This window comes from Cupriavidus sp. 2KB_3 (genome assembly GCF_052115685.1).
GTDB lineage: Bacteria > Pseudomonadota > Gammaproteobacteria > Burkholderiales > Burkholderiaceae > Cupriavidus > Cupriavidus campinensis.
In genome coordinates, this window is record NZ_JBFRHD010000007.1 from 180889 (window position 1) to 203204 (window position 22316).

At 66.2% G+C, this 22316-nt stretch carries 17 protein-coding genes; 10 read left to right on the plus strand and 7 right to left on the minus strand.

The genetic code is table 11. The features are described 5' to 3' along the window. Positions 1–481: 481 nt before the first annotated feature. The gene (locus AB4120_RS09580) at positions 482–2470 is read right to left on the minus strand and encodes a PhoX family protein (protein WP_149138105.1); all 1989 of its coding nucleotides are present in this window, start codon (positions 2468–2470) and stop codon (positions 482–484) included. A gap of 365 nt (positions 2471–2835) precedes the next feature. Between AB4120_RS09580 and AB4120_RS09585 the strand changes: the two genes are divergently transcribed. The 3 genes from AB4120_RS09585 (at position 2836) to AB4120_RS09595 (ending at position 6842) form a co-directional block, all read left to right on the plus strand. Continuing rightward, a complete protein-coding gene (locus AB4120_RS09585) occupies positions 2836–4701 on the plus strand; it encodes a PhoX family protein (RefSeq protein WP_149138104.1) in 1866 nt (621 codons plus the stop codon). 201 nt (positions 4702–4902) lie between these two features. Beyond that, positions 4903–6222 (plus strand): NAD(P)/FAD-dependent oxidoreductase, encoded by a 1320-nt coding sequence (locus AB4120_RS09590; RefSeq protein ID WP_149138103.1) that lies wholly within the window; start codon positions 4903–4905, stop codon positions 6220–6222. A gap of 59 nt (positions 6223–6281) precedes the next feature. Further along, on the plus strand, positions 6282–6842 hold the full coding sequence (locus tag AB4120_RS09595) for a J domain-containing protein (protein WP_149138102.1): 561 nt from the start codon (positions 6282–6284) through the stop codon (positions 6840–6842). 11 nt (positions 6843–6853) lie between these two features. Here AB4120_RS09595 and AB4120_RS09600 read toward each other — a convergent pair whose 3' ends face one another. The 5 genes from AB4120_RS09600 to AB4120_RS09620 all read right to left on the minus strand — a co-directional run bounded on the left by AB4120_RS09600 (position 6854) and on the right by AB4120_RS09620 (position 11929). Further along, positions 6854–7843 (minus strand): Bug family tripartite tricarboxylate transporter substrate binding protein, encoded by a 990-nt coding sequence (locus tag AB4120_RS09600; RefSeq protein ID WP_149138101.1) that lies wholly within the window; start codon positions 7841–7843, stop codon positions 6854–6856. A gap of 113 nt (positions 7844–7956) precedes the next feature. Further along, positions 7957–8751 (minus strand): SDR family oxidoreductase, encoded by a 795-nt coding sequence (locus AB4120_RS09605; RefSeq protein WP_149138100.1) that lies wholly within the window; start codon positions 8749–8751, stop codon positions 7957–7959. A gap of 9 nt (positions 8752–8760) precedes the next feature. Next, positions 8761–9726: a Bug family tripartite tricarboxylate transporter substrate binding protein gene (locus tag AB4120_RS09610; RefSeq protein ID WP_149138099.1), complete on the minus strand. Its 966-nt coding sequence runs from the start codon at positions 9724–9726 to the stop codon at positions 8761–8763. Positions 9727–9788: 62 nt separating this feature from the next. After that, on the minus strand, positions 9789–10733 hold the full coding sequence (locus AB4120_RS09615) for a hydroxymethylglutaryl-CoA lyase (protein ID WP_441642178.1): 945 nt from the start codon (positions 10731–10733) through the stop codon (positions 9789–9791). Then, the gene (locus AB4120_RS09620; protein ID WP_149138097.1) at positions 10730–11929 is read right to left on the minus strand and encodes a CaiB/BaiF CoA transferase family protein; all 1200 of its coding nucleotides are present in this window, start codon (positions 11927–11929) and stop codon (positions 10730–10732) included. The genes AB4120_RS09615 and AB4120_RS09620 overlap by 4 nt, the downstream gene beginning before the upstream one ends. 219 nt (positions 11930–12148) lie before the next feature. Between AB4120_RS09620 and prpR the strand changes: the two genes are divergently transcribed. Then, a complete protein-coding gene (gene prpR, locus AB4120_RS09625) occupies positions 12149–14098 on the plus strand; it encodes a propionate catabolism operon regulatory protein PrpR (protein ID WP_149138096.1) in 1950 nt (649 codons plus the stop codon). A 108-nt stretch (positions 14099–14206) separates the two neighbouring features. Further along, positions 14207–14722, plus strand: coding sequence for a metal-dependent hydrolase (locus AB4120_RS09630; RefSeq protein WP_144196476.1), 516 nt, complete (start codon positions 14207–14209; stop codon positions 14720–14722). Between the two features lie 17 nt (positions 14723–14739). On the opposite strand, the gene AB4120_RS09635 is transcribed toward AB4120_RS09630, so the two are convergent. Beyond that, positions 14740–15087: a hypothetical protein gene (locus AB4120_RS09635; RefSeq protein ID WP_441642179.1), complete on the minus strand. Its 348-nt coding sequence runs from the start codon at positions 15085–15087 to the stop codon at positions 14740–14742. Positions 15088–15349: 262 nt separating this feature from the next. Here AB4120_RS09635 and AB4120_RS09640 point away from each other — a divergent pair, with 262 nt between their 5' ends. The 5 genes from AB4120_RS09640 to AB4120_RS09660 all read left to right on the plus strand — a co-directional run bounded on the left by AB4120_RS09640 (position 15350) and on the right by AB4120_RS09660 (position 22239). Beyond that, positions 15350–15760: an auxiliary protein of the heavy metal cation-transporting efflux system HmyCBA gene (locus tag AB4120_RS09640; RefSeq protein ID WP_149138094.1), complete on the plus strand. Its 411-nt coding sequence runs from the start codon at positions 15350–15352 to the stop codon at positions 15758–15760. Positions 15761–16009: 249 nt separating this feature from the next. Next, positions 16010–17443, plus strand: coding sequence for a TolC family protein (locus tag AB4120_RS09645; protein ID WP_149138093.1), 1434 nt, complete (start codon positions 16010–16012; stop codon positions 17441–17443). Between the two features lie 2 nt (positions 17444–17445). Further along, a complete protein-coding gene (locus tag AB4120_RS09650; RefSeq protein ID WP_149138092.1) occupies positions 17446–18618 on the plus strand; it encodes an efflux RND transporter periplasmic adaptor subunit in 1173 nt (390 codons plus the stop codon). A gap of 6 nt (positions 18619–18624) precedes the next feature. After that, positions 18625–21741, plus strand: coding sequence for an efflux RND transporter permease subunit (locus tag AB4120_RS09655; protein ID WP_441642180.1), 3117 nt, complete (start codon positions 18625–18627; stop codon positions 21739–21741). A 96-nt stretch (positions 21742–21837) separates the two neighbouring features. Further along, the gene (locus AB4120_RS09660) at positions 21838–22239 is read left to right on the plus strand and encodes a DUF2880 domain-containing protein (RefSeq protein ID WP_149138091.1); all 402 of its coding nucleotides are present in this window, start codon (positions 21838–21840) and stop codon (positions 22237–22239) included. Positions 22240–22316: the final 77 nt, after the last annotated feature.

The following is a 22316-nucleotide window of genomic DNA, read 5'->3' on the forward strand; positions in this document are numbered from 1 at the left end:
GCCCGGCTGCTCTGGCGGCAGCGCGGTTGACCCCGTCACGCCCTGGACGAATTACCCCCAGACATATCGGCACCCCCGGGCTTTGAGAGGGTTTGTGGCCCCGGGGCGATCCGACAAGTTACTACGCGGTGGAAACGGGGGCGGCACACACCGGACGTGCGCGCGCCACGGACCTGGGTGGTCTGGCACCGAGGGCAAATGAAGACGTGCTGCGTCCCGTTTCGAAATGAATCATTTGGATTTCCAGATTGGGGCGTGCAATATATGTCGCGAATAACATATATCACCGTGGAAAATATTATTCGCCGAACCTTATCCGCCCTTATTCAGGACTTCAATAGGCTAAAGATGACATATTCCCGTTCCGCGTGAATTGCGGGCGTTGATCGGTAATGAGACTGGGTGGTGCCCGTTGGGCGTGGGATTTTTGCCACATGACCGGGCCACCCGGCAGTGCGGATGGCCCGGGTACTTCAGGACATCAACCCAGCTTGACGCTGGTGGCATCGGCGGTCAGGTAACCGACGGCGGAGCCGAACTTGTCCTTGTAGTTGGCGCGTACCAGCGGATCGAGCGTGGTCTTCACGCCGGCGGGCATGGTGCCGATGAATTCGCCCGCGTGCTGGAAGTTGCTCATGATGTAGGTCCAGCCATTGAGCTCGTCCACGGCATGCAGGCCCGTCGATTCGCCGCCAGCCGGTACCGACATCAGGCGGCTCAGCTTCTTCGTATCGATGTTGTACGCCCACAGGAAGTTGTTGGCGTGCTGGCCGCTGTCTTCGCCGATGAACAGCGTGCGCAGCTTTTCCGAGAACTTCAGGTTGTCCGGGTTGCCAATCGTTTCCGGATCCGCCGTGTTGCCCAGCGCGTCAGCGGCGATGTCCTTCCCGGCGATCAGCGCCTTGGTGTGCACCGGCACCCATTCGCTGGCGATGGCAGCACCGCTGGTGTCGGTCTGGCCGCCGGTCAGGTTGTGCTGCATCACCACGCCGGCCTTCAGCGCGGCCGGCACGCTGATGTTGCTGGCGGCGTTCCAGCCCTTGGCGTTGTTCAGCACCATCGAGTCCTGAACGTTCTGAAGGGCGGAATAGGCGATCTTGTCCTTGATGTTGACGGTGGTGCCTTCCATCTTGGTGAAGCCCATGCTGCCGCCGGCCAGGTAGGCGTAGCGGTGGGTTTCCAGGAACGCGGCCACGCGCTCCTTGCCCGGTACGACCTTGACCCACTGGGCGATGCCGTTCGCGAAGATCTTGGTGTAGCTGGTGTCCACCGGGTCTGCCCACTTCACGTCCATGATGTCCTGCGGACGGTGGGACTTGGCCATCGCTTCCACTTCGGCGCTGGTGGCGTGGCCAAGCTTGATCCAGGTCAGCGCGGCGCCGGCGGCGGCCGGATCGACCGAGAAGCCCGAACCCACCTTCGCCACGTACAGCGTACCGGCGGACAGATCCTTCTCCTTGTCCGCGATGAACATGAACATGGCGCTGTTGGTGGCGTCATCGCCCATCAGCACGGTGCGGTTGTCCGGCATCACCTGCACGAGTTCGTGCGAGATGCGGCCCAGGCAGTAGTGCTTCTTGATCGAGCCCGTGCCGTCCGCGTTCACCGTGACTTCCGGCAGGTGGCCGTACAGGTAGTGGTTCAGCGGAATGCTGGCGTTGCCGTACAGGCTGGTGGCGTACTTGGTGTACTGCGTGAGCAGGGCGGCGTCTGCGGTCCACGGATCCGGTTCGTACTCTTCGCTCGACAGGTGCGTGTTCCACGGCGACAGGCTCGCGCCGCAGGTGATCCACAGGCCGTTGGCGCTGGAGGTATCGACGTTGTGGTACTTGACCAGCGACAGCTTGCCGGTGGTCGGGTTCTGGTCGAGCGTGAGGACGGCGATCGGCGACGGCAGGCAGCCGTAGGTGGAGACGCCAGCCTGGTCGGCCGTGTTGTATTCGAACTGGACCACGGCGAACACGGTGTTGCCGGTCACGCCGGCCACCTTGGCACTGTCGATCTTCAGCAGCGAGGTGCCGTCCGGCGAATCGGAGAAGAACTGGCGTTCCTTGCCGGCCACCGAGCGGTCGATGATCGGCTGGTTGTTGATGTCGACGTAGCCGCCGGCCAGGATCTTGCCGCCGTTGCCGTCGGACACTTCGTCGCCGGTGATGAAGAACGGCTGGTAGGCCAGCTTGTAGGTCTGGCTGGTGCCGTCGCTCATGGTCACCTTGAGCGACGAGCCCACCGTGGTGGTGGCCATCGCGGCCGGGTTGGCCAGCGTCGGCGCGGCCATGCCCGTGAATTCGGCGGAGGCGAACGTCGCGGGGGTGGCGCCCGGCGTGGCGGGCGTGCCCGGCGTGGCAGCGTCGCTGTCACCGCCGCAACCGGCCAGCAGGGAAACGGAACCCATGCCCAGCGGCAGCATCGGCGCGCCGGCGAGGAGTTTCAGGGCCTTGCGGCGCGATGCATTGAGTTTGTCCAGCATTTTCTCGTCCTTTTTGTGTGGGTCGGCAACCGGATGGCAGGGCTCGCCATGTCGCCGCAGTGGGAACGACCTCTAATCGTTCAGGCCGGACGCCATCCTATGAACGGACTGTGACAAGGTGTTGAAAGCGCAACAACCATCACTTGGACCGCCGCTGGGCGCCGGCCGGGGCGTCGCAAAAATGCAAAAAAGGGCTGCGATCATCGCCGCTGAAATGTCTCTCAGCCTCATCTGTCGGACATGCATTGCCAAGCAGACATGATGTAACGAAACCGTCATTTGTGATCGCTAGTATCTGGGCCGGCAAGTCGCCTCCGGGACATCAGAAGCCCGGTGGTTTCCCATACAACTGGAGGTCTCTACTCATGTCGTACATCACAGATAAGTTCCGCGCCCCGCGCCGTGAAGCCCAGGGCTCGGTCACCGTTCCGGGCCAGACGCTGGAGGAAATCGTCGCCGCCAACCCCGAGCGCCGCAAGGTACTGCGTGGCGGTCTGGGCCTGTCGCTGCTGTCGGCCTTCGGCGGCGGCAGCCTGCTGGCGGCCTGTGGTGGCGATGATGATCCCGCTCCGACGCCGGCACCGGCCCCGGGACCCGGCGCGGCCCCCACGCCGACCCCGGTGCAGCCGCTGGACTACAGCATCAATTTCACGCCGGTGGCCGACAAGGTGACCGCCGACACCGTGACGCTGCCGACCAACTATTCGTATACCGTGCTGTTCTCGGCAGGCGACCCGGTGGAAGCGGGCTCGGTGGGCTACACGGGCGCGTTCCAGTCGTCGGCGGAAACCGAGCGCCAGGCCGGCGGCAACCACGACGGCATGCACTACTTCGAGATCCCGGGCACGGACCCGCTGAAGGGCGGCCTGCTGGTGATGAACCACGAGGCCATGGACAGCGCCATCCTGTTCTCGGGCTCGTACAACGCCGGCACCGCCACGCCTGAGCAGAAGCGGCTGGCGCTGTCGTCGGTTGGCGTGTCGGTGATCGAGGTCGAATTCGTCGCCAATACCTGGCAGGTCAAGAAGAACTCGACGTACAACAAGCGCTACACCGGCAACACGCTGTATCGCGTCTCGGGCCCGGCCGCCAGCGTGGTGGGCGGCACCGTGGTTGGCACGCTGAACAACTGCTCCAGCGGCCATACGCCGTGGGGCACCTACCTGACCTGCGAGGAAACCACCGACAACTACCTGGACCCGACGCAAGCTGACGAAGGCTACGGCTGGGTGGTGGAGATCGACCCCCTCCAGCAGATCTCTGGCATGCCCGTCAAGCGTACCGCCATGGGCCGCTTCGACCATGAGAACACCGCGTTCATGACCGATTCGAGCAATCGCGTGGCGTTCTACATGGGCGACGATGGCACGCCGGGCTGCATCTACAAGTTCATCCCCAGCGCCGCCTTCGACGCGACCAATCGCCTGAACAACGCCAGCCTGCTCGACAACGGCACGCTGTACGTGGCCAAGTTCAATGCCGACGGATCGGGCGACTGGATCGAGCTGACCCAGGGCAAGAACGGCCTCGTGGCGGGTGCCTCGGACCCGGGCAATTTCACGCAGTCGGTCGTGCCGCCGGCGCCGGTGGCCATCGACTTCAACACCCAGGCCGACGTGCTGATCAACACCAAGGCCGCCGCCCGCGTGGCCGGTGGCACGCTGATGGACCGTCCGGAGTGGATCACGGTGGGCCTGGACAAGACCGTCTACTGCACGCTGACCAACAACGGCGGCCGTCAGGTGACGGACGCGGCCAACCCGCGCGTGACCAACTCGCACGGCCACATCATCCGCTGGAAGGAAACCGGCGATTCGCCGCTGGCGGTCAAGTTCACGTGGGAAATCCTGCTGCTGGCCGGCGACCCGTCCATCGCGGCGGCGAACCTGAAGGGCAACATGGTGGGCGACACGTTCTCCAGCCCGGACGGCATCCGCGTGGACCCGAAGGGCCGCCTGTGGGTGCAGACCGATGCGGGCACGGGCACCAGCACCACCGACATCTTCGGCGCCAATTCGATGCACTACGTGGACCAGGTCACGCGCGAGGTGAAGCGCTTCCTGGTCGGCCCGCACGGCTGCGAAATCACCGGTCTCGCATACACGCCGGATCTGACGACGTTCTTCGTGAACATCCAGCATCCGAACGACAAATGGCCGAGCGCCAGCCTCCCGGCACGCTCATCCACGGTCGTCATCCGGCACAACCAAGGCAAGCCGATCGGCGCCTGATACAGGCGCGAAGGGCGGCATAGTGGGTGCCGCCTGATCGGCACATTGACACGCCGCGGTCCGCAGGGATCGCGGCGTTTTTTTTATCTTCCCTCGACTTTGGCGGAGACCAGCTGCGCAGCGCCGCCAACTCAGGGTCTGGGCCCCTTGCCGCGCCAACGCCTTACAATGCCGCTCGCGCCTCACGCGCAGATCGACGCCATGCCCCAGATTCGCAAACTTCCCGCCATCGACGGCCAGCTCGGCTGGTTCGAAACATCGCCTTCCCGTCACGCGGCCATCGGCCAGCGGCTGCACGGCCATCATCATTTCCATTACGCCGTGGTGGGCGCCGGCTTTACCGGCGTGGCGCTGGCACGGCGCCTGGCCGAGCTGCATCCGCAAGCGCGCATTGCGCTGGTGGATGCGCTCGAAGTGGGGCAGGGTGCATCGGGCCGGAACGCTGGCTTCATCATCGATGTGCCGCACAACGTGGATGGAGGCGAGGCGGACGCCGAATCGAACCGTAAGCTCCACACGCTGAACCTGTTCGCCATCGAGCGGCTGCGCAGCCTCAAGGATCGCCATGGCATCGATTGCGCATGGCAGGACGCCGGCAAGTACATGGCCGCCCATGAAGCGCGGCACATGGACGCGCTGGAACGCTTCGCGCAGGGACTGAAACGGGCCGGCTTCGACTACGAGTTGGTAGAAGGCGCCGCGCTCTCGCGGCGGCTGGGCACGGCGTACTACCAGGCCGCCATCTACACCCCCGGCAACGTGCTGGTGAATCCGGCATCGCTGGTGCGCGGTCTGGCGGCAAGCCTTCCTGAATCGGTCACGCTGTTCACCGGCAGTCCGGTGACGGCATGCCATGACGGCCCTCCGCATGTGCTGGAATTCGCCGGTGGCACCGTGCGGGCGGACAAGCTTGTGCTGACGGTGGGCAGCTTCAGCGAGACCTTCGGCAAGGTTCGCAACCGCCTGGCCACCGTCTTCACCTACGCCAGCCTGAGCGAGCCGCTGACGCCCGATGAGATGGGCCTGTTCGATGGTGTGGCGCCCTGGGGCACCACATCCGCGCATCCCGCCGGCACCACCGTCCGCTACACCCCGGATCGGCGGATCTTCGTGCGCAATACTTTTCACTACCGTCCCGCGCTGCTTGCGTCTGACGCCGACCTGCGCCAGGCCATGCACCAGCACCGGCTGTCATTTGAGGCGCGCTTCCCGGCACTGGCGACCAAGCCATTCGCACACACCTGGGGCGGCATGATCAGCGTGACGCGAAATCATCATTCGATCTTCCGGCAGGAAGCGGAGGGCGTCTACAGCGTGGTGGGCTGCAACGGTGTGGGTGTGGCCAAAGGCACTTACCTGGGCCATTACATGGCTGAGTTCATGGCCGGCATGCAAAGTCCCGCGCTCGACTTCATCCTCGCCAACAGCCAGCCCAACTGGATTCCGCCCGATCCTTTCAAGCGAATTGGGGTTGCCGTGCGGATGCGCAAGGAACTGGCGGGGGCCGGCGGCGAAATTTGATGCAGTGCGGCATGCTAGGATGGACACCTCCGTTTTTCGCCCCGCCCCGCCCCGCTCCCATGAATACGCTCTACGCGACGCTTGGCGTACAGTCCGATGCCACCCTCGACGAGATCAAGCTCGCTTATCGCCGCGCGGCGATGAAGTGGCATCCGGACCGCAACCCCGGTCGCGAAGCCGAGGCGCATGCGGCCTTCCAGCAGATTCGCGATGCCTATTCGATCCTGTCCGATGCCGAGCAGCGACAGGTCTACGACGACGTCTTCGAACGCGAAATGCGCCGCTGGGAAGCCGAGCAAGCGGCCGAGGAAGCCGAGGCGCGCGAGGCACAGGAAGCGGCCAGGCGTGCGGCGCAGGAGCACTACGAGAAGATGGTCGCCATCGCCATGCGCTTTGCCGACGATGGGCACACCCGCGATGTCCTGTTCGGCGTGCTGCTGGGCCGGGATTGCGAGGCGGACCTTGCCGGACGCATTGCCGACAGCGTCTGGGCGCTGCATGAGTCGCGCAGGGCGGGGGACAAAGCCGGGGCCGCCCCGTCACCGGGGGCCCCAGCGGAAGCGGAAAAACCCGTCAGTGCGTTCGAGACGTTCTGGCAAGGGATGTTCCGGTTCCGCTAGCCGCGCGCGTCTCACTCGACTTTGATGTTGGCGGTCTTGACGACCTCGCCGTACTTCTTCAGGTCCGCCTGGATCTGCTTGCCAAACGCCTCCGATGAATTGCCGACCGGATCGATGCCCAACGTAGCGAGCCGTTCGCGCGTCTCGGGCTGGTTGACCACGACATTCAACTCTCTCGACAGCCGGTCGACGATCTCCTTTGGCGTCTTGGCGGGGGCCAGCAATCCCACCCACGAGTCGCTGACCAGCCCTGGGGCGCCTGATTCCTCCAGCGTCGGCACATCCGGCAGCGTCGATACGCGGCTCGCACCGGAGACGGCAATCGCGGTGGCCTTGCCGGTTTTCACGTATTGCTGCGCGCCGGCCACGGCCGTGTACAGCACCGGCAGCGTGCCGCCCACCAGATCGCCCATCGCCTGGCCGCCGCCCTTGTAGGGGATGTGCGTCATCTTCAGGCCGGTGCGGGCCTTGAGCAGCTCGCCCGCCAGGTGCGGCGTGCTGCCGGTGCCGGCGCTGCCATATGACAACCCTTCGGGCCGGGTCTGCGAATACGCGACGAGTTCCTTCAGGTTCTTGGCCGGGACGGACGGGTGGGTAATCAGGATCAGCGCCGCATCGCCAATCTTTCCGACGGGCACGAAGTCCTTGACCGGGTCGAACGGCACCTTGGGAAAGACATGCGGATTGATGACGATGGTGCCGTCGAATCCGAGCAGCAGCGTGTAGCCATCGGGCGCCGACTGGGCCACCATCGCGCTGCCGATATTTCCCGAGGCACCGGGCTTGTTGTCGACCACGATCTGCTGGCCAAGGCGCTGGCCCAGCCTGTCCGCAATCACACGGGCGCTGGTATCCGAAACGCCGCCCGGCGCGAACGGCACGATCAGCCGGATCGGGCGCGACGGGTAGTCTTGCGCGAAGGCGCTGGTGCCGGAGATGGCCGGCGTGGCAACGGCGGCGGCAACGGCGCATAGCGCCTTGACGAGGGTACGGCGGTGCATAGGGTCTCCTCCTGCTGCAACTGTGAGTTCGGCGTTATTCGCCTGTTATCTGCAATCTGGTACTGCGGAACGACGGGTACGGCTTTGGTGCAATCAGACGACATCGGACGACATCAGACGACGATGGGCGTGGTGGCGCCGTCGATCGACAGGATTGCCCCCGAAATGTAGGACGCGCGTGCCGACGCGAAAAACAGCACGGCATCGGCGATCTCTTCGGGCGCGGCAAGCCGCCCGAGCCCGGTGCGTTCGTTGGCTTTGCCGAGGGCCTCGTCGACCGTTGTGCCAGCCAGCTTGGCTTCGGCTTCCAGGCCCTGTTGAAGCCGCTCGGTGCGCGTGGCTGACGGGTTGAGGGCGTTCACCCGCACCCCGAACCGGCCGTACGCGCTGGCCAGCCCCGCCGTTGCCAGCATCAGGGCGGCATTGGCGGCGCCGCCGGGCAAATGGGTCGGGCTCGCTACCTTGCCGCCCATGCCGACGACGTTGACGATGGCGCCGTGCCCGGCCTGGGCCATGCGCTTGATGACCGGGTCGATGACGTGCATGTAGCTGAAGTACTTCGCGTCCATCGCATCACGCCACGACTGGGGCGTCAGCTCCGCAGGCGGGGTGCGGCGCGCGCCACCGGCGGACGTGACCAGGATGTCGATGCCGCCCAGTGCGGTGGCTGCGGCGTCAACGGCGTGCGCGGCCTGCGCCGCGTCGCTCAGGTCGGCCGCAACCGTGAACGGATCGGCGCCCGGCGCATCGGCCACCAGTGCGGTCCGCGCGGCGGCGAGATTGGCCTCGCTACGTCCGATGATCGCCACCTTGGCACCTTCACGCAGGAACGCGCGGGCGCAGGCGAGGCCAATGCCGCGGCTGCCGCCGGTGATCAGTACGCGCTTTTCAGTCAGTTCAAGATCCATGGGGATTTCCTATTCGGGCTGGATGCCACCGCGTTTGGCCACGTCGGCCCATTTCCGCGTTTCCTTGTCGAGGAAGGCGCGAAACTCCGTCGGTGGGGTCAGGACGATGGTAGCCCCCTGGTCCTTCATCTGCTTGGCGAGCGCCGGGTCCTGCGTGACCTGCTGCAGGTCGTGATGGATCTGCTCCACGATGGCCGGCGACATGCCCGCCGGCCCGAACAGGCCATACCAGTTCAGCGATTCCACGCCATCGAGTCCGGCTTCCTTGAACGTCATCGCATCGGGGAAGAGCGACATGCGCTGATCCGCCGCCACGCCGATCACGCGCAGATTGCCGCTTTGCACGTGGGGCAATGCTGTCAGTACGCTGGTGAATCCGGCGCCCACATGGCCGCCGATGACATCGACCATGATCTGCGCGCCGCCCTTGTACGACACCGGAATGGTCTTGAGATTGCCCGCCTGGCGCAGCAGTTCGCCGGTCAGTCGCGTCTGGCCTTCCGAGTAGCCGATGCCAAGCGGCTGGCTACGGGCGGCAACGACGAGGTCGGTCAGCGACTTCGCAGGATTGGATTTGGATACGACCAGCACCATCGGCGAGATGGCGAGGCGCGTGATCGGGGAGAAGCCACGCACTGTGTCGTAAGGCAGGCTTTTCATCAGCACGGGATTGATCGCGTGCGAGCCCACCACCATCAGCAGCGTGTAGCCGTCCGGGGCGGACTTGTGAACGTGGCTGGAGCCGATCACGCCGTTGGCGCCGGGCCGGTTGTCCACCACCACCGACTGCCCCCAACGCTCGGACAGCTTCTGCGCGACCAGGCGACTGACGATATCGGTGCCGCCACCGGGCGCATAGGGCACCACCAGCGTGACGGTCTTTTCCGGCCACTTCGCAGCGGCATGGCCAGAAGCCAGTGCGGCGGTACAGGCCATGGCGCCCAGCACGCCTCGAATCCAGCGAATGTTCTTCATCGGGTGTCTCCTTCCTTTATGGGTCTTGTGTGACCGGATGCTCGGCGGCATCCGTGTCGGTCTCACGTGCAGCTTTTGCTGCGAGGGCTCTGCTGGCGCCGCAGCCATGCACTGGAGCGGCCGCCAAGGGGGCGATCCAGCAGCGATTCGGCGAATGCCACCGCATCGAGCAGTCCATCGAGCGAAATCCCGGTACGCAGGCCGCATTGCTCGGCCATCAGCACCAGGTCTTCGGTGGCCAGGTTGCCTGCGGCGCCCGGGGCAAACGGACAGCCGCCAATGCCGCCCACGCTGGCGTCGAAGCGGCGCACGCCGGCTTCCAGCGCGGCCCATGCGTTGGCGACGCCCAGGCCGCGCGTGTCATGCAGATGCACGGCCAGCGTGCCGGGGTCGAGTGCTTGGGCCAGCGCAGCCATGCGCGATTTGACGGCGGCGGGCGCTGCAGCGCCGATGGTGTCGGCGATCACGATTTCTTCCGCGCCGGCGTCCCGCATGCGGCAGGCCAGACGCAACACCGTATCGAGGTCGACCGGCCCTTCGAACGGGCAATCGAACGCAACCGCCACATAGGCACGCGTGCGCAGGCCGAGCTCGCGCGCCCGCACCAGCGTCTGTTCGCTGACATCGGTGGCGGCGTCCAGCCCCATATTGATGTTGCGCTGGTTCATCGTCTCGGTAGCGGAGAGCACCACCGCGATCTCGGTGGCCCCGGCGCCGTGCGCCCGTTCCAGCCCCTTGAGATTCGGCACCAGCGTGGAGAGCCGCAGGTCCGGGCACTGCGCCGAAGCGCGCTGGACCACGTCCGCCGCATCGGCCATCTGCGGCACGGCCTTCGGTGAGACGAAGCTGGTGGCTTCGATGCTGCGTACGCCGGCACGCGCCAGCAGGCGGATCAGTTCTACCTTGGCATCGGTGGAGATGGCGACGGCCTGGTTTTGCAGCCCGTCGCGCGGTGCAACGTCCGTGATGACGATGTCCGGCGTGGCATGGCGTGGTGCGTCGCTCATGCTACGGCCCCGGTATCGCGCAGCCGCGCAATCTGTGCGTCGTCATAGCCCAGCGTGTCACGCAGCACCGTGGCCGTGTGTTCGCCCAGCGCGGGCGGACAGGTATAGGCCGGCGTGGTCACTCCGGAAAGCTTCACCGGATTGCCGGGCATCCGCACGGTCTCGCCGGTCTTCAGTGGCACCTCGACAATCATGTCGCGCGCCTCCACCTGCGGCTCGCGCAAGGCGTGCGCGAAATCGTTGACGGGGCCGCACGGAATGCGAGCCTGCCGCAGACGGGCCAGCCAGTAGGCCGACGACTCGGCGCGCAGTTCGTTGGCGATGATGGCGTCGATCCGCGCCTTGTCGGCATAGCGGCCCGGCTGCTTCAGGTACTCGGGTGCGCGCAGTGCGGGATGATCGATCACGCTCAGGAAGCGTTCGAAGAACGCGTCGCCGATGCAGGCAATGATGATGTGGCCGTCGCGCGTCGGATAGGTGTTGTACGGCACGTGCACGAAATGGCTGTTACCGATACGTTCGGGCACCAGGCCGGACATCAGGTGCATCGTCGCCATGTAGTTCAGCAGCGAGATCTGCGCGTCCAGCATCGAGATGTCCACGTGCTGGCCCACCCCGGTCTGTTCGCGCGCCGCCAGCGCCGCGAGCACGCCGATGGCGCCGAATACACCGCCGCCCAGGTCACCCACGGGAATGCCGCTGCGTACCGGCGGGCCATCCGCCATGCCGGTGATGGACATGCCGCCACCCATGGCCTGCACCACCTGGTCGAACGCGGGCTGCTGCCGGTCCGGTCCGGTCTGGCCGAAGCCGGTGACGGAGCAGGTGATGATGCGCGGATTGACCTTGGAGAGCGATGCGTAATCGATACCCAGGCGCTCCGTCACGCCGGCGCTGAAATTGTCGAAGACAACGTCGGCATGGCGCACGAGATCCAGGAATACCGCCCGGCCGGCCTCGGATTTCAGGTCCACGCACACGCTTTCCTTGTTGCGGTTCAGCGTGAGGAAGTACGCCCCCATGCCGTCGCGGGCGTAGTCCTCGCTCTCCGCAAGCAGTTTGCGCGTGCCTTCTCCGGTGCCTGGGGGCTCCACCTTGATCGTGCGTGCGCCCAGGTCGGCCAGCAGCATGGTGCCGTACGGGCCCGAGAGCATATGGGTCAGGTCAAGTACGGTGATGTGTCCGAGCGCCTGCATTGCTTCCTCCGTGTTCGTATGAATGATTCAGTGCAATCGGTGTGCCAATGCATGCGAAAGTCGCTAAGTGACTGATTTTTAATAGAATGCGGAAAGAAGGGTGACGTGCCTCGCGTTTCATGAAACACTCTTGAGACATTTCATGAAACCGCCGTGAAACACGCGTGCAACGTACACGAGAGGCGCCGCAGCGCCTGGAGGCGGCCGACGAGGAGACCCATGCGCAGCACCTCCCCCGAGCGCGGCAGCCTGCCGCGTCTTTGCTTTATCAGCTACAAGCACCTGAGCCGCTTCGCCATGACGGTGCTGGACGAGTTCGCCGACCGCGCGACGATCGAGGTGGTCAATGGCTCGTTCGAGGCCGCACTGGACGCCGCGCACGATCGCCTGCGCGATGGGTCGGCCGACGTCTTCGTCAGCGCAGGGGCAAACGCCACGATCCTGCGCAACGCGCTCGATGCACCCGTGGCCACCATCAAGCTCAGTGGCTTCGACATCCTGGTGGCGCTCCTCCAGGCGCGGCATATCTCGAACCGGGTAGGCGTGGTGATGTACGGCGAATGCATTCCCGAGCTGGATGCCGTCCGCGAGTTGCTCAATATCGAGGTGGCGCAGTACGCGTACCGTACCCCTGACGAAGCGCGGCAGTGCTTCGAGCGGCTCGTGCGTGACGGCTATGCGGTGGTGGTGGGTTCCAGCATCGTCATGGAGCTGGCGGAGCAGTACGGCATCCAGGGGCGCCTGGCCTATTCGATCAATGCGGTGCGCCAGGGGATCGAGGATGCCATCGAACTGGCGCGCGTGGCCCGCCTGGAAGCGGGCCGGTATGACCAGCTCAACGGGGTGCTGCACAATCTGCAGGAAGCCGTGCTGGCCGTCGACCGCGACAATCGCGTGATTGCCGTCAACCCGCCGATGGAAATGCTGCTGGGCCGCGTCAAGGCGAGAATGATTGGCCAGCATCTGGAGGACATCGAGCCGGCGTTGTCGCTGCAAGCCACGCTGGCCAGCGGCATGCAGGAGCGGGGCAGCGTGTTTCGCTTCGCGCAGCGCGACTGGATCGCCAATCGCACCCCGATCCGCGAGCATGGCGATACGGTGGGTGCGGCTATTACGCTGTATGACGCGCGCAATATCCAGGATGCGGATGCCAGCCTGCGCAGCCAGCAGCGCCGGCATCCGCGCAATGCGCGCAACCGCTTCGACAACCTGATTGGCACCAGCCCGGCCTTCGAACGTGCCTGCGCAACGGCGCGGCGCTATGCCAGAACGGACCTCACGGTGCTGCTATCCGGCGAGAGCGGGGTGGGCAAGGAGCAGTTTGCACAGGCGATTCATAACGAGAGCAAGCGCGCCGCCAAGCCGTTCGTCGCCCTCAACTGTGCGGCCTTTCCGGAGGCGCTGCTGGAAAGCGAGCTGTTCGGCTACGACGAGGGCGCCTTCACCGGCTCACGCCGTGGGGGCAAGCGCGGGCTGTTCGAATCGGCCCATACCGGCACGCTGTTTCTTGACGAGATTGGCGACATGCCGGTCTCGCTGCAGACGCGGCTGCTGCGCGTGCTGCAGGAGCGCGAGATCCTGCGTCTGGGCGGTGCCATACCGATTCCGGTCGACGTGCGGATTATCGCGGCGACGCATCAGCCGCTGCCGCAGTTGATCGCATCCAGGCAGTTCCGTCAGGATCTCTACTACCGCATCAACACGCTGCAACTGGCGTTGCCACCGCTGCGCGAGCGCCGCGAGGACATCGCCTTGCTCGCCACGTTCCTGCTGCGGCGCTCGCTGGACCGGCTGGACTCGCGCCTCGACGCACCGGCCCTGGTCGCGCGCCTGCTGCCAAGGCTGCAGGCCCATGCCTGGCCGGGCAATATCCGTGAGCTGGAGAATATCTGCGAGCGGATGGCGGTGTTCTTCTCGCAATGGGAGGATCTGGCGCGCATTGCGTTCGACGAACTGCATCACGACTGCCCGGAACTGTTCGGGGCGGCCAGCATCATGGCGCCGCCACAACCGGAGCTTGCGTCGCCGCCATCGACCGCACCCCGTGCGCGCGTGCTGGAAGTGCTGGCCGAGTGTGGCGGCAATCGTCAGCAGGCGGCGCAGCGGCTGGGGGTGAGCCGCGCGACGTTGTGGCGTTGGGAGAAGGCGGCCACGGCACAGGTTTCATAGAGGCGCGCCCCGCCCCCCACGACGTGGTCGATCCAGCGCTGGTGTTTCTCGCGCACATCTGCCAAGATTGCGCCCCCTCATGGATCACCGGCGTACACGCGCAGTCACATGGCCTCAAGCAAAGCTCACCACGCCACCGGATGGGCGGCGGCCGTCATCGCTGCAGTGGTCATCGCGAAGGGCGGCGGCGAAGGGTGGGGATGGGCCAGCATTGTGGGGTTTGTGGCGGCGGTGCTGGGCAGCACCGCGCCAGACTGGATGGAAGTGGCATGGTGGTCGAGGTCGCGGCGCCTGTGGATTACCCATCGCACCTGGACGCATTGGGGCATCGCGTGGATTGGCCTGATGCTATGGGCCTACCACGCGCTGGGCACCCATCCCTGGGCTGCCCCCGCATTCGGCTTCGCCTGCGGTGGCGTCATGCACTTGCTGGCCGACTGGCCGAACCCGCTGGGCGTACCGTGGATCGCGGGGCGCCATTCGCTGAACTGGTGGAAGAGCGGGCGGTGCGACCTTCTCGTCGTTGCGGCTTCATGGCTGATTGCCCTGGCGGTATCCCATGAGTTCTGGCTGCAGGGCGGCCATCACCTCGCGCTCGTCCGGCATCTGCGGACGCACTTCTGAGCCGGTCAAGGCCAGCATCACGGCTTGCGCCCCCTGACCGCGCCGGCCTTCTGCTTCCACCCCGAAAACACCGTATCCAGGCACTCCAGGGACGTGCACGCATCGCGCTGCTTGCGGAAGGCCACAACCTCCGCGTCAGTAATCCTCTGCTCGCGCAGCAGCCGCTGCTGGTCCGCGAAGATCCGGCGGTAGCCCATGGAGAGCAGCGCGTGGTCGCAGATCAGGCGGTGGGCGGGCAGGGCGGTGGCGGCCAGGGCGGGGTCGCAGTCCAGGTCGATGCCTTCGGCATGGGCGGCCAGGGTGGCAGTGGCGAAGCTCAGGAAAACGGTCAGCCGGACCAGGGATCTACGGGAAATTCGGTGCATGTGACGATAGCGACGCGTGCGGGCGTCGGCGCGCTGCGGGTTTCAAAGCGGCGATCGTAGCACCGTCGCGGCGGATGGCCTCGCGCAGGGGGACGTCATTCCTAGGGGAACTACTACCCCACCTGACCTGTCAATTGTTGCGTTCGGTTACAATGCTGTACCGCAGCAACCCCGGCGCTGGTGCAGGTTCTGCCAGAACCCGGCGCCGTCCCGGTTTGTGCCCCAAACGTCCTAACGCCCCAACCCTCATCGCGCCCCCGTTTTGAGACGCTTCATCCTCTTTCTGCTGACTGCCCTGTGCCTGTCCGCGCTGTCCTTTACGGCAGCGGCGGGTGCACTCGCGTCCACGCCGAAGGTGGAGGCGGCCATGCCGGACTATGACGCGATGCTGGCCACCGGTGACGACCTCGCCCAGATCGTCCTGCCCGGCGATGCCGCGCTGGAGACCGAGGCGCTGTTCGACAACGCGCCGCCGCCGGGCTACTGCAATATCTGGTCGGCCGACCTGCTGGACCCGCTGGATCTGCTCGATGAAATCGAGGAATCCAGCGCGCTGTTCGATCTCCCCGACATGAAACTGGCCCAGTCGATCGACGACGTGGCGCCCATCCTGCCGGGACGCTCCGCGTCCCAACCGGACGGCCTGTTCCGGCCGCCCAATCTCCTCGCCTGATCTTCCGGGCCCCCTCGCGCGCTGTCTCTGACGCTGTCGTCTCTGTTGTCTCTGCCCCTATGGCGTTGAGCGACTACTCTTAACCAGCCGTGCGTCGTCCCGTCCATTGCCCCTGAGCGCCCCCAGGCGTCCGTGACCCGAGCCGTCACGGCGTGATGCCATGCAGGTCCTCCCGCGCCCGCCGCAGCCGAGGACGCGCCTGGCCATCGTGGTGGCGTCGGGCAGTTGTATCGCTCGATTGATTCCGACATGACTATCCATAAAACGCTGACCTGGGTCGCGTCGCTTTCGCTGGTAGCGGCGCCGGCAATGGCCGCGCAGCCTGTGCCTGGTGGCTCCGCCGCCGCGCCCAAGGTGGCGCAGCCCGCCACCACCAAGCCTGCCGCGCCGTCCGGCCCTGTGACGTTGCCGCGCGCCGCTTCACCGGCCACGATGGCCGCCGCCGACAGTTTCGACCTGCCGTACCTGCTCTCGCTGGCCCAGTCCACCAACAAGGGCGTAGAGGCCGCGCAGGCCAATGTCGATGCCGCTTCCGCCGCCATCAGCACCGCGCGGGCCTATCCGAATCCGCAGGTAGAAGTGATGTATGGACGACTTCACGGAAAGGAGGCCGGTGTCGCCAGCGGCAATGCGCCGTCCTACGCCTTCGTCCAGAAGTTCGACTATCCGCAGCAGCGCAGCCTGCGCCAGGAGATGGCCGGGCGCGGGCTGGAAGCGTCGCAGGCCGTGCGCCAGGCGTTCCGCAGCGACCTCTCCGCCCGCGTGAAAACCTCGTACTACCAGGTGCTGCGCCGCGAGACCGAGCTGGCCGCCGCGCAGGAAGACCTGGCCCTGATGCGCCAGATCCATTCCCGCGCCAAGGTGCGCGTGGACGTGGGCGAAGCGCCGCGCTACGAGTTGATCAAGGCCGAAACCGAACTGCTGGCTGCCCAGAAGACGCTCCAGACCACGGAGCTGCGCGTCGAGCAGGCCAAGACCGCGCTGCGCCAGCAGGTGGGCGGCGCGTTGCCGCCGAACTTCCGCCTGACCGGCACGCTGGGCAATGCCCCGGACGTGCCGAACCTGCCCGTGCTGCGTGACACCATGCAGGCCGGCAACGCCGAACTGGCCCAGCGCCGCATGGAACTGGAGCGCGCCCGGCTGGGCGTGGACTACCAGCGCTCGCTGCGCTGGCCGGAAGTGGCCGTGCGCGCCAGCACGGACCGCCAGCCCGACAACAACGTGTCGCAGATCGGCCTGGTAATGACGATTCCGCTGTGGGACCGCCGCAGCGGCCCGGTGGGCGAGGCGGCGGCGCAGGCCACGCAGGCCCGCACCGCGCTGGAGGCGCGCGAGTTCGAGCTCAACCAGGAGCTGGAAACCGCCTACCGCCAGTACGAGATCACCCAGGCGCAGGTCACGGCGCTGGAATCCGGCATCGTGCGCGAGGCCGAGTCCGCGCTGGGCGTGGCCGAGGCCGCCTACCGCTTCGGCGAGCGGGGCATTCTCGACTATCTGGACGCGCAGCGCGTGCTGCGCAACGCCCGCAGCGAACTGATCGCCGCGCAGTACGAACTCCAGGTTGCCGCCATCCAGATTGAAAAGCTCATGTCGACTGCCCCCGGCACCGCCGCCGGTGTCGCACCCGGTGCCTCCGGTGCGCCGTCGATGTCCGACTCCCCGAATCCGCCGACTCCGAACTGATCATGCGCTCCCATCATCCCTATCGTCCACGTGGCCTGCTTTCCCTGACCGCCGCCGCGGTCATGCTGATGGCCGTGGCCGGCTGCTCCGATAAACCCGAGCCGGCCGCCGAGGCGCCCAAGCTGCCGCCCGGCATCGTCAAGCCCGAAGAGAACCTCCAGAAAACGCTGAAGGTGGCCCCCGTGGCCACATCCCCGTTCAGCGAGATGCTGCGCGTGTCCGGCCGCATCGATTTCGACGAACAGCGCGTGTCCCGCATCGGCGCCAGCGTGACCGGCCGGGTGACCGACCTGTACGGCATCCTCGGCCAGGAGGTCAAGGCCGGCCAGGTGCTGGCCCGCCTGCACAGCAGCGAGCTGGGCGCCGCCCAGATGGCTTTCCTGAAGGCCGAGGCGCAGAGCGCGCTGCAGGCGCGCAATGCCGAGCGCGCGCGCCAGCTGTTTGCCGCCGATGTGATCGGCCGTGCCGAACTGCAACGCCGCGAGAGCGAATACGCGATTGCCGCCGCCGAAATGCGCGCCTATCGTGATCAGCTGCGCGTGCTCGGCATGTCCGTGGCCTCGATTGCCACGCTGGCCAAGAACGGCAGCATCGACTCGTACTCGCCGGTCTACTCCAGCATCCAGGGCACCGTGGTGGAGCGCAACGTGGCCCAGGGCCAGGTGGTGCAGCCCGCCGATGCGCTCTACACCGTGGCCGACCTGTCGCGGGTCTGGGTAGTCGCCGAGGTGCCCGAGCAGCAGGCCGCCCAGGTGGCCGAGGGCCAGAGCGTGGATATCGAGGTGCCGTCGGTGGCCACCGGCGCCGGCCGCATCACGGGCAAGCTGATCTACGTCGGCCGCACCGTGAACCCGCAGTCGCGCACCGTGCTGGTCCGCACGGAACTCGAGAACAAGGAAGGGCGCCTGAAGCCGGCCATGCTGGCCAGCATGCTGATTGCCGGCAAGCCGGTGGACCAGCTGGTAGTGCCGGAGTCCGCCGTGGTGCGCGATGGCAACGACGAGCAGGTCTACGTAGAGACCTCCCCGGGCCAGTACCGCATCACCAAGGTCAAGCTCGGCGCCGAGAGCGACGGCATGCGCGTGGTGCAGAGCGGCATCAAGCCGGGCGACCGCGTGGTCGTGGAGGGCGCGTTCCATCTGGACAATGAACGCAAGCGCCTGGAACAGGGGTAAGCGGCCATGATGACATCCCTGGTTGAAGCCGCTATCAAGCAGCGGCTGGTGGTGTGCGTGATTGCCGTGGTGCTGTTCTTCTTCGGCCTGCGCGCCGCCGGCAAGCTGTCGGTCGATGCGTTTCCGGACGTGACCAACGTCCAGGTGCAGATCGCCACCGAAGCCACCGGCCGCTCGCCCGAGGAAGTGGAGCGCTTTGTCACGGTGCCCATCGAAATGTCGATGACCGGCCTGCCCGGCCTCGAGGAAATGCGCTCGCTGAACAAGGCGGGCCTGTCGTTGATCACGCTGGTGTTCACGGAGAAGACCGACGTCTACTTCGCGCGCCAGCTGGTGATGGAGCGGCTGATCGAGGTGGGCGGGCGCATGCCGGCGGACGTGACGCCGGTGCTCGGCCCCGTTTCCACGGGCCTGGGCGAGGTCTACCAGTACACGCTGGACCGCGCCGACGATGGCAACCGCGAACTGACGCAGGAGGAGCTGTCCGAGCGCCGTATCGCCCAGGACTGGGTGGTGCGGCCGCTGCTACGCTCGATTCCCGGCGTGGCGGAAATCAACTCGCAGGGCGGCTACGTGCGGCAGTACCAGGCACTGGTCAACCCGGAGCGGATGCGCCACTACGGGGTCAACATCCAGCAGGTCTACCAGGCGCTGGCGCGCAACAACGCCAACTCGGGCGGCGGCGTGCTGCCGCACTATGCCGAGCAGTACCTGATTCGCGGCGTGGGCCTGGCCAAGGGCGTGGACGACATCGGCAGCATCGTGTTGAAGGAGGTCAACGGCACGCCGGTCTACCTGCGCGACGTGGCGCAGGTGACCATCGGCCACGAGGTGCGGCAGGGCGCGCTGGTCAAGAACGGCCAGACCGAGGCCGTGGGCGGCATCGTGATGATGATGCGCGGCGGCAACGCCAAGGAAGTGGTGAGCCGCGTGAAGGCCCGCGTGGCCGAGATCAACGAGCGCGGCATGCTGCCCGGCAAGCTGCAGATCGTGCCGTACTACGACCGTAGCGAACTGGTGGACGCCGCGCTGTGGACCGTGACCAAGGTGCTGCTGGAAGGCGTGGTGCTGGTGGTGATCGTGCTGTTCCTGTTCCTCGGGGACGTGCGCTCGTCGGTGATCGTGCTGGCCACGCTGGTGCTCACGCCACTGATGACCTTCATCGTGATGAACAAGGTGGGGCTGTCGGCCAACCTGATGTCGCTGGGGGGGCTGGCCATCGCCATCGGCCTGATGGTGGATGGGTCCGTGGTGGTGGTGGAGAACGCGTTCGAGCGGCTGGGCCATGCCGAGAAATCGGGGCTGACCCGGACCGAGATCCTCGTCAAGGCGGTGCAGGAGGTGGCCACGCCGGTGATTGTGGGGGTGGGCATCATCATCCTGGTGTTCCTGCCGCTGATGACGCTGTCCGGCATGGAAGGCAAGATGTTCGCGCCGCTGGCTTTCACCATCTCGATTGCGCTGGCGATCTCGCTGTTCCTGTCGCTGACGCTGTCGCCGGTGCTGTCCGCCTACCTGCTCAAGGGCGGTGCCGAGCATGACACGAAGATCATCGCGTTCATGAAGCGCAATTACCTGCGCCTGCTGCACTGGGCGCTGCAGAACAGCAAGACCACCGTGCTGTCGGCGGTGGGGCTGTTCGTTGCGACGATCCTGATCGTGCCGCTGCTGGGTACCTCGTTCATCCCCGAGATGAAGGAGGGCTCCATCGTGCCCGCCATCGACCGCGTGCCGAACATCTCGCTCGAGGAGTCGATCAAGCTCGAGAAGATGGCCAACAAGCTCGTGCTGGAGGTGCCGGGCGTGAAGTCCGTGGTGTCCGGCGTGGGCCGGGGCGAGAGCCCGGCCGACCCGCAGGGCCAGAACGAGTCCACGCCCATCGCCAGCCTGAAGCCGCGCGATGAGTGGCCGGACGGCTGGACCCAGGACGACATCGCCAACGCCATCCGCGAGAAGCTCAAGGCCATTCCAGGCGTGCAGATCGTGATGGCGCAGCCGATCTCGGACCGCGTGGACGAGATGGTCAGCGGCGTGCGTTCCGACGTGGCGGTGAAGATCTTCGGCGACGACCTCGACAAGCTGCGCGAGCTGGCCGGCGAGATCGCGCGGGTCGCGGGCGGCATCCAGGGCTCGCAGGACGTGCGCATCGAGCGGATCTCGGGCCAGCAATACCTGTCGATCGAGATCGACCGGCAGGCGATTGCGCGCTACGGGCTGAACGTGTCGGACATCCACGACATCATCGAGATTGCCATCGGCGGCAAGCGCGCCACGGACATCTTCGAGGGCGAGCGCCGCTTTGCGGCGGCGGTGCGCCTGCCCGAGGACTTCCGTGACAACGTGCAGGCCATTCGCCAGTTGCTGGTGCCGGCGCCGGACGGCGTGCAGGTGCCGCTGGAGTCCGTGGCCAAGATCGAGGTCAGCGACGGCCCCGCGCAGATCAGCCGGGAAATGGCCAAGCGCCGCGTGGTGGTGATGATCAACGTGAAGGATCGCGACCTGGGCGGCTTCGTGGCCGAACTCCAGAGCGCGGCCGAAAGCAAGGTCAAGCTGCCCGAGGGCTACTACTTCGAGTGGGGCGGCCAGTTCCAGAACATGGAGCGCGCCATGGGCCACCTGAAGATCATCGTGCCGATCACCATCGCCGCGATCTTCTTCCTGCTGTTCCTGCTGTTCAACTCGCTGCGCTTTGCCACGCTGATCATCACGGTACTGCCGTTCGCGTCGATCGGCGGGATCATCGGGCTGTTCGTCACGGGCGAGTACCTGTCCGTGCCGGCGTCCGTGGGCTTTATTGCGCTGTGGGGCATGGCGGTGCTGAACGGGGTGGTGCTGGTGTCGTACATCCGCACGCTGCGCGAGTCGGGTATGTCGCTGCGCAATGCGGTGGTGCGCGGCGCTACGCAGCGTTTCCGCCCGGTGATGATGACCGCGACCATCGCCATGCTGGGCCTGGTGCCGTTCCTGTTCTCGAGCGGGCCCGGTTCCGAGGTGCAGCGCCCGCTGGCGGTGGTGGTGATTGGCGGGCTGATCACCTCGACGCTGCTGACGCTGGTGATGGTGCCGGTGCTGTACCGCTGGTTCGACGACAGCAAGCCGGAGGCGCGCGACATGTCGGTGTGACGTTGGCCCTGACGTTGACCTGAACCGTCGCAGTACAATGACGGCCGGCCGGCGCGCCACGCGTGTCGGCCGTTTTTCGTTTTTCGGAGAGATCCCATGACTTTGCCGGTTTCACGGCAGGGGCGCCGCCTGCTGGTGGCGCTGGCTGCCGCCACGCTCCCGACGTTCGCCTTCGCTGCCGAGGCGGCCGATCCGGCTGATCGGCCTTCCGCGCAGGCGCCCGTCAATATCGAACTGGGCCAGCGCGGTGGACGCCCCGAGGCGCCCGAGGCGCCGGTGGCCTGCATGGAGGCCGTCAAGGCCAAGCTGCCGAACCCGGAGCGTTTCCGCTGGGTGCGCGGCACCACGCGGCGCGTGGCGGAGGACTTCTACAGCGTAGTCGGCAACGTCGAGTTCGTGAACCAGGCCGGCGAGGCGCGCAAGGGCGATGTCCAGTGCGATGTCATGCGCGCGCCCGGCAACCAGTTCATCGTGCCGAAGATACGGCTGCCCCAGTAGATACAAGGGTTTGCGAGCCGCCAGGATGACAATGCTGTCATCCTGGCGGCTTTTTCATTGGCGGGTCTTTACACGCA

What these genes read in the sequence shown, in the direction of transcription:
- AB4120_RS09580 (WP_149138105.1), bottom strand. Translation starts at nt 2,470, where the DNA reads ATGCTGGACAAACTCAATGCATCGCGCCGCAAGGCCCTGAAACTCCTC.
- AB4120_RS09585 (WP_149138104.1), top strand. Translation starts at nt 2,836, where the DNA reads ATGTCGTACATCACAGATAAGTTCCGCGCCCCGCGCCGTGAAGCCCAG.
- AB4120_RS09590 (WP_149138103.1), top strand. Translation starts at nt 4,903, where the DNA reads ATGCCCCAGATTCGCAAACTTCCCGCCATCGACGGCCAGCTCGGCTGG.
- AB4120_RS09595 (WP_149138102.1), top strand. Translation starts at nt 6,282, where the DNA reads ATGAATACGCTCTACGCGACGCTTGGCGTACAGTCCGATGCCACCCTC.
- AB4120_RS09600 (WP_149138101.1), bottom strand. Translation starts at nt 7,843, where the DNA reads ATGCACCGCCGTACCCTCGTCAAGGCGCTATGCGCCGTTGCCGCCGCC.
- AB4120_RS09605 (WP_149138100.1), bottom strand. Translation starts at nt 8,751, where the DNA reads ATGGATCTTGAACTGACTGAAAAGCGCGTACTGATCACCGGCGGCAGC.
- AB4120_RS09610 (WP_149138099.1), bottom strand. Translation starts at nt 9,726, where the DNA reads ATGAAGAACATTCGCTGGATTCGAGGCGTGCTGGGCGCCATGGCCTGT.
- AB4120_RS09615 (WP_441642178.1), bottom strand. Translation starts at nt 10,733, where the DNA reads ATGAGCGACGCACCACGCCATGCCACGCCGGACATCGTCATCACGGAC.
- AB4120_RS09620 (WP_149138097.1), bottom strand. Translation starts at nt 11,929, where the DNA reads ATGCAGGCGCTCGGACACATCACCGTACTTGACCTGACCCATATGCTC.
- prpR (WP_149138096.1), top strand. Translation starts at nt 12,149, where the DNA reads ATGCGCAGCACCTCCCCCGAGCGCGGCAGCCTGCCGCGTCTTTGCTTT.
- AB4120_RS09630 (WP_144196476.1), top strand. Translation starts at nt 14,207, where the DNA reads ATGGCCTCAAGCAAAGCTCACCACGCCACCGGATGGGCGGCGGCCGTC.
- AB4120_RS09635 (WP_441642179.1), bottom strand. Translation starts at nt 15,087, where the DNA reads ATGCACCGAATTTCCCGTAGATCCCTGGTCCGGCTGACCGTTTTCCTG.
- AB4120_RS09645 (WP_149138093.1), top strand. Translation starts at nt 16,010, where the DNA reads ATGACTATCCATAAAACGCTGACCTGGGTCGCGTCGCTTTCGCTGGTA.
- AB4120_RS09650 (WP_149138092.1), top strand. Translation starts at nt 17,446, where the DNA reads ATGCGCTCCCATCATCCCTATCGTCCACGTGGCCTGCTTTCCCTGACC.
- AB4120_RS09655 (WP_441642180.1), top strand. Translation starts at nt 18,625, where the DNA reads ATGATGACATCCCTGGTTGAAGCCGCTATCAAGCAGCGGCTGGTGGTG.
- AB4120_RS09660 (WP_149138091.1), top strand. Translation starts at nt 21,838, where the DNA reads ATGACTTTGCCGGTTTCACGGCAGGGGCGCCGCCTGCTGGTGGCGCTG.